The sequence below is a fragment of the Segnochrobactrum spirostomi genome, from assembly GCF_009600605.1.
GTDB classification, from domain to species: domain Bacteria; phylum Pseudomonadota; class Alphaproteobacteria; order Rhizobiales; family Segnochrobactraceae; genus Segnochrobactrum; species Segnochrobactrum spirostomi.
The window spans coordinates 656,997-670,313 of record NZ_VWNA01000001.1; the positions used below are offsets into that span (position 1 = coordinate 656,997).

At 68.3% G+C, this 13,317-nt stretch carries 12 protein-coding genes; 9 read left to right on the forward strand and 3 right to left on the reverse strand.

What is annotated here, in order from left to right; translation table 11 throughout:
- The first annotated feature begins 8 nt into the window (after positions 1-8).
- The 7 genes from sfsA (at position 9) to F0357_RS03045 (ending at position 7,107) form a co-directional block, all read left to right on the forward strand.
- Positions 9-713, forward strand: a complete 705-nt coding sequence (sfsA, locus tag F0357_RS03015) for a DNA/RNA nuclease SfsA (protein ID WP_153478594.1) — start codon at positions 9-11, stop codon at positions 711-713.
- Positions 714-929: 216 nt separating this feature from the next.
- Entirely contained in the window at positions 930-1,760 is an 831-nt protein-coding gene (gene map / locus F0357_RS03020; RefSeq protein ID WP_153478596.1) for a type I methionyl aminopeptidase, read from the forward strand.
- Positions 1,761-1,790: 30 nt separating this feature from the next.
- The gene (radC, locus tag F0357_RS03025) at positions 1,791-2,519 is read left to right on the forward strand and encodes a RadC family protein (RefSeq protein ID WP_153478598.1); all 729 of its coding nucleotides are present in this window, start codon (positions 1,791-1,793) and stop codon (positions 2,517-2,519) included.
- A gap of 166 nt (positions 2,520-2,685) precedes the next feature.
- Complete coding sequence (locus tag F0357_RS03030; RefSeq protein ID WP_153478600.1) at positions 2,686-4,113, forward strand: circularly permuted type 2 ATP-grasp protein; 1,428 nt, start codon at positions 2,686-2,688, stop codon at positions 4,111-4,113.
- A 71-nt stretch (positions 4,114-4,184) separates the two neighbouring features.
- Complete coding sequence (locus F0357_RS03035) at positions 4,185-5,129, forward strand: alpha-E domain-containing protein (RefSeq protein WP_153478602.1); 945 nt, start codon at positions 4,185-4,187, stop codon at positions 5,127-5,129.
- Between the two features lie 16 nt (positions 5,130-5,145).
- Entirely contained in the window at positions 5,146-5,985 is an 840-nt protein-coding gene (locus tag F0357_RS03040) for a transglutaminase family protein (RefSeq protein WP_153478604.1), read from the forward strand.
- 378 nt (positions 5,986-6,363) lie between these two features.
- Complete coding sequence (locus tag F0357_RS03045; protein WP_153478606.1) at positions 6,364-7,107, forward strand: proteasome-type protease; 744 nt, start codon at positions 6,364-6,366, stop codon at positions 7,105-7,107.
- 15 nt (positions 7,108-7,122) lie between these two features.
- Here F0357_RS03045 and F0357_RS03050 read toward each other — a convergent pair whose 3' ends face one another.
- The 3 genes from F0357_RS03050 to F0357_RS03060 all read right to left on the reverse strand — a co-directional run bounded on the left by F0357_RS03050 (position 7,123) and on the right by F0357_RS03060 (position 9,822).
- Complete coding sequence (locus tag F0357_RS03050) at positions 7,123-7,416, reverse strand: type II toxin-antitoxin system RelE/ParE family toxin (RefSeq protein ID WP_312861430.1); 294 nt, start codon at positions 7,414-7,416, stop codon at positions 7,123-7,125.
- Positions 7,404-7,679 carry a CopG family ribbon-helix-helix protein gene (locus F0357_RS03055; protein WP_208948187.1) on the reverse strand — a complete coding sequence of 92 codons (276 nt, stop codon included), beginning with the start codon at positions 7,677-7,679 and terminating at the stop codon, positions 7,404-7,406. Before F0357_RS03055 ends, F0357_RS03050 begins: the two co-directional genes overlap by 13 nt.
- Before the next feature lie 64 nt (positions 7,680-7,743).
- On the reverse strand, positions 7,744-9,822 hold the full coding sequence (locus tag F0357_RS03060; RefSeq protein WP_153478608.1) for a molybdopterin-containing oxidoreductase family protein: 2,079 nt from the start codon (positions 9,820-9,822) through the stop codon (positions 7,744-7,746).
- Positions 9,823-9,997: 175 nt separating this feature from the next.
- Here F0357_RS03060 and F0357_RS03065 point away from each other — a divergent pair, with 175 nt between their 5' ends.
- Together F0357_RS03065 and F0357_RS03070 are read left to right on the forward strand one after the other, a co-directional pair.
- A complete protein-coding gene (locus tag F0357_RS03065) occupies positions 9,998-12,190 on the forward strand; it encodes a LodA/GoxA family CTQ-dependent oxidase (protein ID WP_208948188.1) in 2,193 nt (730 codons plus the stop codon).
- On the forward strand, positions 12,171-13,307 hold the full coding sequence (locus F0357_RS03070) for an NAD(P)/FAD-dependent oxidoreductase (protein ID WP_153478610.1): 1,137 nt from the start codon (positions 12,171-12,173) through the stop codon (positions 13,305-13,307). Before F0357_RS03065 ends, F0357_RS03070 begins: the two co-directional genes overlap by 20 nt.
- Positions 13,308-13,317: the final 10 nt, after the last annotated feature.

Genomic DNA, 13,317 nt, shown 5'->3' on the forward strand with positions numbered 1-13,317 from the left:
TTTTCTCAATGCAGCCTGCCCGCTCTCCCCTGATCGAGGTCCGCCTCCTGCGGCGCTACAAGCGCTTTCTCGCCGACGTGGAATTCGCCGACGGCCGGATCGAGACGGTGCATTGCCCCAACCCCGGTGCGATGCTGGGGCTCGACGCGCCGGGCTCGCGCGCCTTCGTCTCGCGGTCGGCGAACCTCGCCCGCAAGCTGCCGCTGACCCTCGAAATCGTCGAGGCGGACGGTGTCCTCGTCGGGCTCAACACGGGCTTGCCGAACGCGCTTGCCGCCGAGGTGATCGCCGCGGGCCGCATCCCCGAACTCGCCGGCTATTCCACGATCCGTCGCGAGGTGCGCTACGGCCGCGACAGCCGCATCGATCTCCTGCTCGAGGCGGAGGATCGCCCCTCGGCCTATGTCGAGATCAAGAACGTCCACCTGCGCCGTCGCGAGGGGCTCGCCGAATTTCCCGACAGCCGCACCGCGCGGGGCACCAAGCATCTCGCCGAACTCGCCGAGATGGTCGCCCTCGGCCACCGGGCGGTGATGCTCTACGTGATCCAGCGGGAGGATTGCGACCGCTTCGCCCTCGCCGCCGACATCGACCCCGTCTATGCGGCCGCCTTCGCCGCCGCACGGTCCGGCGGCGTGGAAGCCTTCGCCTATCGCTGCACGGTGACGCCCGAGGCGATCGCGGTGACTACGCGCGTGCCGATCGTCGGCTGAGGTCGCCGCCGGCCCCGACGCGCACTCTCGGCGCACGGTCCAGTGGCGCTTTCCCCCTGCAATCGGACGCGATCCGGTCTATATGTCACAGGACGCGATGAAGACGGGGCGGACCCGCGGATGGCGGCAGGCGAACGACGGCGACCGGTCAGCGTCCGGGCACGGCTCGATCGTCGCCCGCCCCCGGTCCCATTCCAGGAAGGCGACGAGTTTCGAATGGTCACCTATGTGGACGCGGCGACGGCGCCGCTCAAGAACACCGGCCAGGTCCGCCTCTACGACGCGGAGGCGTTCGTCGGCATGCACAAGGCCGGACGCCTCGCCGCGCTCTGCCTCGACGAACTCCACGACATGGTGAAGCCCGGCATCACCACCGCCGAGATCGACCGCTTCGTCTACGCCTTCGGCCTCGACCACGGTGCCCTGCCGGCGACGCTGCATTATCGCGGCTACCGCTATTCGGTGTGCACCTCGATCAACCATGTCGTCTGCCACGGCCAGCCGAACGACAAGCCGCTGCGCGAGGGCGACATCGTCAACATCGACGTGACCTATATCGTCGACGGCTGGCACGGCGATTCGAGCCGCATGTACCCGGTCGGGGAGTTGCGCCGCTCGGCCGAGCGCCTCCTCGAGGTCACCTGGGAATCGCTGATGCGCGGCATCGCCGCGGTGAAGCCCGGTGCGACAACCGGCGACATCGGCCATGCGATCCAGTCCTATGTCGAGGCGGAGCGCTGCTCGGTGGTGCAGGATTTCTGCGGCCACGGCGTCGGCCGCCTGTTCCACGACGTGCCGAACATCCTGCATTATGGCCGGCGCGGCGAAGGCATCGAGCTGAAGCCCGGGATGATCTTCACCATCGAGCCGATGGTCAATCTCGGCCGCCCCCAGGTGAAGATTTTGTCCGACGGCTGGACCGCGGTGACGCGCGACCGTTCGTTGTCGGCGCAATACGAGCATGCGGTGGGCGTGACCGAAACGGGTTGCGAGGTGTTCACCCTCTCTCCGCGCAATCTCGACCGGCCCGCCACCCTCGCCGCATAAAGCAGCACTCGTCGGCGTTCGCGGGGCACGATGGGGGCGGACGACAAGGACAGCTTCGGCGAACCGAGATTGGCGCTGTCGGAGCCTGCCTTCGGCGCCGATGGCCACCGCGAACGGCTTCGGGCGCGCTTCCGCAGCGCCGGTCCCGACGCCCTCGCCGATTACGAACTCCTCGAACTCCTCCTCTTCCGCTCGATCCCGCGCCGCGACACGAAGCCGCTCGCGAAGAAGCTGATCGCGCGGTTCGGCTCGTTCGCCGAGGTGCTCGCCGCGCCCGAAGCCAAACTGCGCGAGGTGGACGGGGTGGGAGAGGCGATCGCGCTCGATCTCGCGACCGTGCTCGCCGCCGCCCAGCGGCTTACCCGCGGCCGGGTGCGCGGCAAGGTCGTCCTCTCCTCGTGGAGCGAGGTGCTCGATTATTGCCGCGCGACGATGGCCTTCGCCGAGAAAGAACAGTTCCGCATCCTCTTCCTCGACAAGAAGAACGCCCTGATCGCCGACGAAGTGCAGCAGACCGGCACGGTCGATCACACGCCGGTCTATCCCCGCGAAGTGGTGAAGCGGGCGCTGGAACTCTCGGCGACCGCGATCATCCTTGTCCACAACCATCCGTCCGGCGATCCCACCCCGTCGAAGGCCGATATCCAGATGACGCGCCAGATCGCCGAGGTGGCGAGGCCGCTCGGCATCGTCCTCCACGACCACATCATCGTCGGTCGCGACGGCCACGCGAGCTTCAAAGGTCTGGCACTGCTTTGAACGGGGCACCTGATCGAAATCAAGGCAGCCCAGCCTATTCTCTAAGCAACCTCCGAACTCTCATAGCAAAATTGCACAGAGGCCGGGCAGGCACTTGCGGCTCGCACGGATTTGTCCGTTAAATCGGTTCCAAGACGCGGCGTACACGCGGATGGGAACGGGTGGCATGAGCAAAGTGGCGTTCGATGAGATGGCCGGCATCGGCGAGGCGTGCCGTCCGGGCTACAAGCACGTGAACGACTGGCTCCGAGACACCAGCACCGAACAGCTCCAGCGCTATCACCGGGAAGCCGAAGTCCTGTTCCGCCGCATCGGCATCACCTTCGCGGTCTACGGCGACGCCGCGGCGGAAGAGCGCCTGATCCCGTTCGACATCGTACCGCGCATCATCACCCAGTCCGAATGGCAGCGCCTCGCCAAAGGGCTGGAGCAGCGGGTGAAGGCCCTCAACGCCTTCCTCGCCGACGTTTACGGGCCGGGCGAGATCGTCAAGGCGGGCGTCGTCCCGGCCGACCTCGTCTACCGCAACCCCTATTTCCGGCCCGAGGTCGCGGGCTTCATGCCGCCGCGCGGCATCTTCATCCCGATCTCCGGCATCGACATCGTGCGGGTCGATTCCGAGACCTTCTACGTGCTCGAGGACAATGCCCGCACCCCCTCGGGCGTCTCCTACATGCTGGAGAACCGGGAGGTCATGATTCGCCTCCTGCCCGATCTCTGCCTCGATCACCGCATCGCGCCCGTCGAGAATTATCCCGACGAACTGCTCGCCACCCTGCGCTCCATTGCGCCGCCGTCGGCGCCGATGAACCCGACGGTCGCGCTGCTGACCCCAGGCCCCTACAACAGCGCCTATTACGAGCACTCGTTCCTGGCCGACCGCCTCGGCGTCGATCTCGTCGAGGGCAGCGACCTCTTCGTGCGCGACAACATCGTCTACATGCGCACCACCGAAGGGCCGCGCCGGGTCGACGTGCTCTATCGCCGCCTCGACGACGATTTCATCGATCCTCTGGTGTTCCGCCCCGATTCGGTGCTCGGCGTGCCGGGCCTCGTCAGCGCCTATCGCGCGGGCAACATCGCGCTCGCCAACGCGGTCGGCACCGGCGTCGCCGACGACAAGGCGATCTACACCTACATGCCGGAGATCGTGCGCTTCTATTTCGGCGAGGAGCCGATCCTGAAGAACGTGCCGACCTGGCGCTGCCGCGAGCCGGACGCCCTCGCCTACGTGCTCGACCACCTCTCCGAACTCGTCGTGAAGGAGGTCTCGGGATCCGGCGGCTACGGCATGCTGGTCGGCCCCCACGCCGACCGCGCCACCATCGAGGCGTTCCGCGCCAAGCTGATCGCCAAGCCCGACGAGTTCATCGCCCAGCCGACCCTGGCGCTCTCGACCTGCCCGACCTTCGTCGAATCCGGCGTGGCGCCGCGCCACGTCGATCTGCGCCCGTTCGTGCTGACGGGGTCGGACAAGGTCCGCATCGTGCCGGGCGGGCTCACCCGCGTCGCGCTGAAAGAGGGATCGCTCGTCGTCAATTCCAGCCAGGGAGGCGGGACCAAGGACACCTGGATCGTCGCGGACCCGGCCTAACTCCGGATCGCCGACCGCAGCCGACCCGGCCCAAGGCCGTCTCGCCCCTCTCCTCAACGGAATCCGCCCCGATGTTGAGCCGCACCGCCGATACCCTCTACTGGCTCGCCCGCTACGCCGAACGCGCCGAGAACACCGCCCGCATCGTCGATGCGGCCGCGCGCATGTCGACGCTGCCCGCGGGCTACGGCCCCGATGGCGGCCCCTGGCAATCGGCCGTCGCCTCGACCGGTGCCGAGGACTTGTTCGCCCGGCTCAACGGCGAGGCGACCCAGCAGAGCGTGGTCGATTTCCTCGTCTTCTCGGCCGAGAACCCCTCGAGCATCCGCTCCTGCCTGGAAATCGCCCGGGCCAACGCCCGCGCCGTGCGCACCGCCCTCACCATCGAGATGTGGGAGGCGATCAACGGCGCGTGGATCGAGGTGAAGCGCTTCCAGGGCGCCGCGCTGACGCGGTCCAAGCTCACGGAGTTCCTGACCCTCGTGAAGGAGGCCTGCCTGCGCTTCGACGGCTCCGCCTACCGCACCATGCTGCGCGACGACGCGTTCGACTTCTTCCAGATCGGCGTATTCCAGGAGCGCGCCGACGCCACCGCCCGCATTCTCGACGCCAAGCGCGACGCCTTGAGCCACCATGAGGGCGAAATCGCCGGATCGAGCCTCGATTATTTCCAGCTTTCGTCGATCCTGCGCTCGGTGTCGGCGCTGACGAGCTACCATTTCGTCTATCGCGACAACATCAAGCCGGAGAAGGTCGCCGACCTCCTCATCCTGCGCCGTCAGATGCCGCGCTCACTCGCGGCCTGCTACGAGAACGTGACGCGCCACCTCGAATCCCTGTCGCGGTCCTATGGCCGCCAGGGGCCGAGCCAGCGCATCGCCCGGGCGACCCATGCGCGGCTGCAGGCGAACGACATCTCATCGATCACCGCCGCCGGGCTCCACGCGTTCCTCATCGACTTCGTCACCGAGAACAACAAGCTCGGCATGGCGATCACCGAACAATATCTGACCTGAGCGAGACGCACCGATCATGCGCCTGCAGATCAGCCACGAGATCCATTATCGCTATAAATCCGCGCCGAAGCGGGCGATCGAGGTGCTGCGGCTCACCCCCCAGAACCATCAAGGCCAGTTCATCGTCGATTGGCGGCTCGACGTGTCGAGCGACGGCCGGCTGACGCGGATCGACGACGGCTTCGGCAATATCGCCCATTCTGTCTCGATCGAGGGGCCGATCGAGAGCTTCAGCGTGATCGCGAGCGGGGAGGTCGCGACCGACGACACCGCGGGCGTGGTGCGCGAGGCGGTGGAGCGGCTGCCGGTCGCGGTGTTCCTGCGCGACACGGAATTCACCCAACCGACGCCGCGGATCGCCGAGTTCGCCGACCGCGTGCTCGCCGGCGCGGTGGACCGGCTCGATTTTCTGCACCGCCTCAACAAGACGCTGCACGAGCGCTTCGAAGCGACCGAGAACCCACCCGCGCCGACCCGTCATGCCGGCGAGATCGAAGCGGGCGAAGATGAGGCGAGCGCGCAGGATCTCGCCCACCTCTTCGTCTCGACGGCACGGCGGGCCGGGGTTCCGGCGCGCTTCGTCTGCGGCTATCGTCGGCGCGACGATGTCGAGAGCGTGCGCGCCATCCATTCGTGGGCGGAAGGGTATGCGGAGGGGCTCGGCTGGATCGCGTTCGATCCGTCGGACGGGCAATGCCCGACCTACGATCACGTCCGGCTCGGGATCGGGCTCGATTGGCTCGGTGCGGCGCCGATCCGCGGCGCCCGCACCGGCGGCGAGGGCGAAACCCTGACGCAGATCATTCGCGCCCATTCGGCTGGCGGCCGCCCCACCAGCCAGAGCCAAGCTCAATAGTCTAGCTGAGGACGATCGAACCCGTGCTCAAGAACACGGGGGAAGATGACGGGAAGAACGGGAGTGCGCTCGGACCTCTTGGTCCGCCGGGTTCATTCCCAGTCAAACCGATGCGACGTCGTAACCCCCCGGGGCCGGCGCTCGAGGGGCGTCTCCCGCCGTTTTTGCGGCGGCACGCCTTGAAGGCGATGGCGCGGACGGGCAAGAGTGCCGCACCGCTCCGCCCGGCGGCCTGCGACGACCACAGCCTTCGAGCGCGCTCCGGTTCGGCGGATCTCCGCCGACCGGGACGCGCCCCCGATCGAACATTACCGGCGCTTGTCGCGATCGGATCGGCAGATCCGGAGGACCGGCGGCGGCGGCGCGAGAGATGCGAACATGACCTATTGCGTGGGCATTCTTGTCCGTGACGGACTGGTGATGATCTCCGACACCCGCACCAATGCGGGCCTCGACAACATCGCCACCTATCGCAAGCTGCACGTCTTCGAGCGGCCGGGCGACCGCGTCGTGGCGATCGCCACCTCGGGCAATCTCGCGATTACCCAATCGGTCGTCACCCTCGTCACCGAAGGGTTCGAGGACGCGGAGACCGGCGAGACGGAGACGATCTACTCGGTCCCCTCGATGTTCCGCGCCGCCCAACTCGTCGGCCGCGCGATCCGCGAAGTCTACCGCGTCGACGGCCGGGCGCTCGAGCAGAGCGCCGCGAGCTTCGACGTGACGATGCTGGTCGCCGGCCAGATCAAAGGCGGCCGGCTGCGCCTCTTCATGGTCTATCGCGCCGGCAACTTCATCGAGGCGACCGAGGACACGCCCTATCTGCAGATCGGCGAGCACAAATACGGCAAGCCGATCCTCGACCGCGCGGCGACGTTCGAGACCAATCTCGACGACGCCCTGAAGCTCGGCCTCTTGTCGATGGATTCGACGATCCGCTCGAACCTCAGCGTCGGGCTGCCGATCGACACCCTGATGGTGCGGCGTGACGCCCTGCAATCGGCGCTGCGCCACCGCATCGGCTCCGACGACGCCTATTTCGCCGACCTCCGCCAGCGCTGGTCGCGCGCCTTACGCGACGCCCACCAGGCCATCCCCACCCCGCCCTACGGACAGGCGTGAGGGCGCGAGGCCGCGCTAATACCCGGCTTCGCGCATATGGCGGAACGCCACGATGAAGACCGTGTCGAGGCTTTCTTCATAGCGATACACCGCGACGTAGCCAGTGTGACCGAACGGAATGATGAGCTCCCGCATCGCGGGGAAGCCGCGATAGGGTCTGCCGATATGTGGCGAGGCCTGAAGCAGGCGGAAAGACCGTTCGATCCTGAGTGCCGCCCGTTCGGCAGCGATCGCATTTTCAGCAGCGAGGAATTTTCGGCAGCGCGCCAGACCCCGCGCCCCATGCTCGGTGACGATCAGTCGTGACACTCGGGAATACCGGTCTCGCGATCGGTCCCCCAAGTCCGCAGCCAATCGAACACTTCTTCCGACGTGAGATGACGGCCGGTCGCCAGATAGGCTTCCCACGACGCCACCGCTTCCCGACCGAACGCTTCGTGGGCATCCTCACGGGCAACGAATTCAGACACGGCTTCGCGTACGACCTGGTCGGGCGAAAGCTCGCGGGCGCGCGCGATCTCCGCGACACGCGCATCGAGGTCTTCGTCGAGCTGAACAAGGCGGGGCATCATGGCCTCCGATCTGGCGGCGTAGTGTACCACCTGACGCCACCTCTTCGATAGCTCCGGCGGAGCCTCACCCCTTCTCCAGCGATACGCGGCTGTCGTGGAAGGCGACGCCGCCATAGGGCGCGACGGGGTCGGCGGCGGTCAGGGTGTTGATCCCCGCGCCGTCGACGAAGGCCGTGTTCGGCCAGAGGCCTTCCGTCACCAGAACGCCCCGCTTCAGCCCGGCGAAGATCTCCGCGTGGAGACGCACGCTGCCCCGGGCGTTGAAGAGGCGGACGAGATCGCCTTCGGCGATGCCGCGCGCCGCGGCGTCGTCCGGATGGATCTTCACCGTCGGCCGCCCTTCCTTGGCGACTGACGACGGCGTCTCGTTGAAGCTCGTGTTGAGGAAGGAGCGTGCCGGGGCGGTGACGAGGCGGAACGGCGCATCGGCCGTCGCCTCTTCGGTCACCGGCCAATAATCCGGCAGCGACGGTAGCGCCGACCACGGCCCCATCGGCCCGTTGTTCGGCGCAGCGATCGCCGTCCAGTCCGGCTTGAAGCGGAACTTGCCGTCCGGATAGGCGAAGCCGTTGAGATAATGGGCCTCCTCGAAGGGCGGCTGCCATTCGCTCCAGCCGACCGCTTCGAGCTCGGCGAGCGAGCCGCGGCGCGACGCCTTCAGCATCCAATCGATGTGCTCGCGCGGGCTCATGGCGAAGCCCGGATGCTCGGCGCCGAGGCGCTCGGCGAGCGCGACGATCACCTCGTGGTTGGTCCGGCACTGGCCCGGCGCCTCGACGAGCTTCGGCCCGTAGAGGATGTATTGGTGGCCGCCGCCGCGATAGACGTCGTCGTGCTCGACGAAGGTCGTCGCCGGCAGAACGATGTCCGCCATGCGGGCGGTGTCGGTCATGAACTGCTCGTGGATGGCGACGAAGAGATCCTCCCGCGCGAAGCCGCGGCGGACCCGCGTCTGCTCCGGGCACACCGTCATCGGATTGGTGTTCTGGATCAGCATTGCGGTGACCGGCGGGCCGCCGAACAGAACGTCCGGATCGCCTTCCAGGATCGCGCCGATGCGCGATTGGTCGAGCTGCCGCGTCGCGGGATCGACGATGTCGAGCCCCTCGATCATCGTCTTGTTGAGCCCGTAGATGGCGCCGTTGTTGTGGAAGGCGCCGCCACCTTCATATTGCCAGAGGCCGAGCACGGTCGCGATCGACTGGGCGGCGTGCATGCCGACCGTGCCGTTGCGGCCGCGGGTGAAGCCGTAGCCGAGGCGCAGGAAGGTGCGCCGGTTGCGGCCGATCAGGGCGGCGACCGCCTCGATCTCCTCGACCGAAAGGCCGGTGATCGCCGCCGCCCAAGCGGGATCGCGCGTGGCGAGATGAGCCTCCAGCTCCTCCGGGCAATCGGCGAAGCGGGCGAGATAGTCCCGGTCGGCGTAGCCGTCGCGGAAGGCGACGTGCATGATCGCGCAGGCGAGCGCGGCATCCGTGCCGGGCCGCAGGATCACCCCGACATCCGCCTGCTTCACCGTCTCGGTGCGATAGACGTCGACCGCGACGATCTTGGCGCCGCGGGTCTTCCGCGCGCGGATCGCGTGGGTCATCACGTTGACCTGGGTCGAGACCGCGTTGGTGCCCCAGATCACGACGACGTCGGCCTTCGCCATCTCCCGCGGGTCGGGTCCGGCGAGCCGGCCGGTGCCCGCGATCCAGCCGGTCCAGGCCGTGTTGGTGCAGATGGTGTCGAACATCCGCGAATAGCCGAGCGCGTGGCGTAGCCGGTTGATGCCGTCGCGCTGCACCTGCCCCATCGTGCCGGCATAATAATAGGGCCACACCGCCTGCGGCCCGTGACGGGCGGCGGCCTCCTTGAAGGCGTCGGCAATACGGTCGAGCGCCTCGTCCCAGCCGATCTCGCGGAACTGACCCGACCCCTTCGGGCCGGTGCGCGCGAGCGGCGTCATCAGCCGGTCAGGATGGTGGTTGCGCTCGGCGTAGCGGGCGACCTTCGCGCAGATCACCCCGGCCGTGTAGGCGTTGTCGGCGGCGCCACGCACCCGGCCGATCGTGCGTTCGTCGAGGACTTCGACTTCGAGCGCGCAGGTCGAGGGGCAATCGTGCGGGCAGACGGAGCGGCGGACAGCGACGGTGTTCATGGGGAGAGACCTCTTCGTCCCCCTCTATCCCACGCGGCCGGCTCGCGGGCAAACGGCGCGCCGGCGCGACGCACAGGCTCAACCGCGGCGAGCGTCGCGGGCGCTTGCTCGCGTGAGTGCGGCCCGATAGCACTTCCATGACGATGATGGTCGACCTTTTTGGGGAAGGCATTCCATGGATCGCAAGAACGACCGGGATCGCGAAAGCGGTCCGGATCGCAGCGCGTCGGGTCTCGATCGCCGTGCGTTGCTGAAGGGCGCCGCCACGACGACGGTCGCGGTGGCCGCGCCGCTCAAGGCCCTGACGCCCGCGCCGGCCGACGCGAGCGAAGCCGCCGCGCCGCAACGGACAGTGTTCCGCATCCACCCGGCGATGGGGCTCGCCCGGGTCGGCAACAGCACCGATTTCTACTTGGCCCCCGAAACCGGCGCCGGCGAGCTCGCGACGAATGGCGAGGCCCTATGGGGCGGCCTGCCGCTCGACCCCGTGACCGGCGCCCCGCTCGACGCCCACGGCTTCCGCGACGCCGAGGGCCGCCTCAAGCGCCAAGCGACCCGCTACCGCATCTACGCCTACTCCGACGCCGGCTGGCCCACCGGCGAAGGCGAGGAAATCGTCCTCGGCAGCACCATCGGCGGCAAGACGGTCAAGGACATCGTCTGGACCGTCCACGTCGCCAACAAGAAGCTCAACAATTATTCCCACAATCAGGGCGCCGAAGAGGTCAACCTGAGCTTCTTCCGCGACGGCAAGACGCCGCCTATCCGCCGCCCGAAGGACGGGCCGCTCGACGACGAAAAGCGGCTCGCGACGCTGGTGATCGATCCCGGTCCTCGGGCGCTCTCGGCCCGCGGGGACGCCGGCAAGGTCGCCGCCTTCGACATGGCGACGCCGGCGAGCGCCGTCGCGGCGGACGGCACCGTCGCGGCGCTGCCCGATTATCCGAAGAGCTTCCCCGCCGACCATTTCGCGCTCGACCTGCCGCTGCGGCCGCTCGACAGCCTCGGCGACATCCGTATCGAGGCGAAGACAGGCCGGCTGATCTTCGCGCCCGGCTTCGGCAATGCCGCAGGCATCATGGTGGACGGCAAGCCGCCCTCGCTCGAAGGCAGCCCGATCTTCATCGAGCACGACAATTGGTTCGACGACGTCTCGGACGGCCCGGTCGATGCGACGATCGTGTTCGAGGACGGCTCTGTCGAAACGGTGGTCGGGGCGTGGGCGCTCGCCGGCGCGCCCGGCTTCGCGCCGCAGATCCGCAACGTCGTCACCGTCTGGGACGACGTCTACGACGTCTTCGTGCGCGAACTCGGCCTCGTGCCGGAACTCCATGACGGCAAGGGCTACATGCCCGGGTTCCGTCCGGTCTTCGACGAGGACATCCGACCGTTGTTCCAGGCGGTGAAGCTGCTGCGCTGGAACATCCATCTGCCGCGTTACGCGGTGATGGCCCACGACGCCATCGGCGACATCAAGCCCGCCGACGACCCGACGGCGAAGCTGCCGAACTTCAAGTCGCTGATCCGCAACCCGTTCGTGCCCTCGCAGGACGCGGTCGGCGCGCCCTTGATGCCGCTGTCGCTCGGCGCGGCCGGCAAGCCGTTCCTGTCGATCACGCCGACGCAATATTTCATGCTGCATCAGTGGCATCGCAAGGAACTGTCGGCGACGCCCCGCAAGGCGCTCGGCACCGGGGAAAATCTCGACCGCGTGACCCTCGTGAACGGCGTCGCCGGCCGAATGAATCCGGGCCTCCAATATCCGTTCGTGATCCTCGACACCCACCTCTTCCGACGCGATTGGCGCAAGGCGGGATGTGGTCCCTTCCGCATCAATGCGGCGAGCCTCGATTATTCCAAGGCGCGCAAGGACCACCCCTTCCTCGGCGTCGGCTACGTGCCCTTCCGCGACGCGCCGGTCGAGCCGGGCGACCTCACCAAGTTCATGGCCGTGCCGTGGCTGACCGACTTCAACCAGTGCACCGTCCACCCGCCCTTCCCCAATCCGAACAACGACACCACGCTCTATTGGTCGTGGCCGGCGGAGCGGCCCTACATCGTCCACCCGCAGGCGCTCTCGCACTTCGATCCGGCGAACGGCTGGACGCCGGGCGAGCAGGTCTATGCGGTGCGCGGCGCCGGCACAGAGACCCATTATCCGGCCCTCCATGGCCGCTTCCAGGTGCAGCGCGACTTCGTGCTGAACTGGTACAAGGTCGGCTTCGTGGTGCAGGCGAGCCGGCTCGATCCCGCCGCCCGTCCCGCGTCCGCCGACGATCCCTTCCTCGAAGTGGCGAGCTTCTTCGAGACCACGCCGGACCAGAAAGTCGCGGGCTGGCCGACCTACAATGTTCCGCCCGCCCCCTGATCACGGGGCCGCGCGCCGGGTCGCGATCGCCATCGTCGGGGCCGGGGTCGCGGGCTGCGCCACCGCCCTCGCTTTGCAGATGGCCGGCCTCGAGGGCGTCGTCGTGCTCGATCGCGGGGCTGAGCAGGCGTTCCGGATCGGCGAGAGCATCCCGGCGTTCGCGCTCGGCCTGCTCAAGCGGCTCGGCGCCTATGAGCGGACGGCGGCGCTCCGCCCGCTCGAGAGCTCGGGCTCGACCTCGCTCTGGGGCAAGGACGAGCCCGGTTACAACGATGCGATGTTCGATCCCGACGGGGCCGGCTGGCACCTCGACCGCGCCGCCTTCGACGCGGCGCTGCGCGACGAGGTCCGCGCCCGCGGCATCCCGGTCCTACCCGCCGGACGCCTCAAGGATATCCGGCGGTCCCATGCCGGGGGCTTCCGCCTCGCCTTCGAAGCCGGCCAGACGATCGAGACGGCCCTGCTCGTCGATGCGAGCGGGGTCGGCGCCGCCGCGCTCCGGCGGCTGCGGATCGCCCGCAATCCCGTCGACGAGCTGATGGTGCGCTATGTCGTGCTCGCCCTCGAACCGGCCGCGGTGACGGCGGCGCGGACGGTTCTCGAAGCCGTATCCTATGGCTGGTGGTATGCGACGCGCATCCCCGGTGACCGCATGGTGGCGATGCTTGCGACCGACCGGGACGTGCTGGCGGACACCGGGCTGTCGCTCAGGACCGCCGCGAGCCTCCGGCGCGCCTTCGAGGCGACGCGGCTCGTCGGTCCGGCGATCGCCGCCGCACGGCCGACCGGTATCGTCTCGGTCGGCGGCGCGAGCGCCCCTTCCGCAATCCTGAGCGGTGTCGCGGGGCCCGATTGGATCGCCGTCGGTGACGCGGCGTGGAGTTGCGATCCGCTCACCGCGCAGGGCATCACCAAGGCACTGATGGACGGCCTCGCCGCCGGCGCGGCGATCGCGGGCCGGCAGCGCGGCGACGCGGGGGCCTTTCCCGCCTATCAGGCGGAGGCGTTCGCCCGCTTCACCGCGAACCTCAGGCTCCGCGCGGCGCTCTACACCGCCGAGACGCGGTGGTCGGACAAGCCGTTCTGGCGCGCCCGCCGCCTTCCCGGCGCGCTCTGAGCAGCGCCTG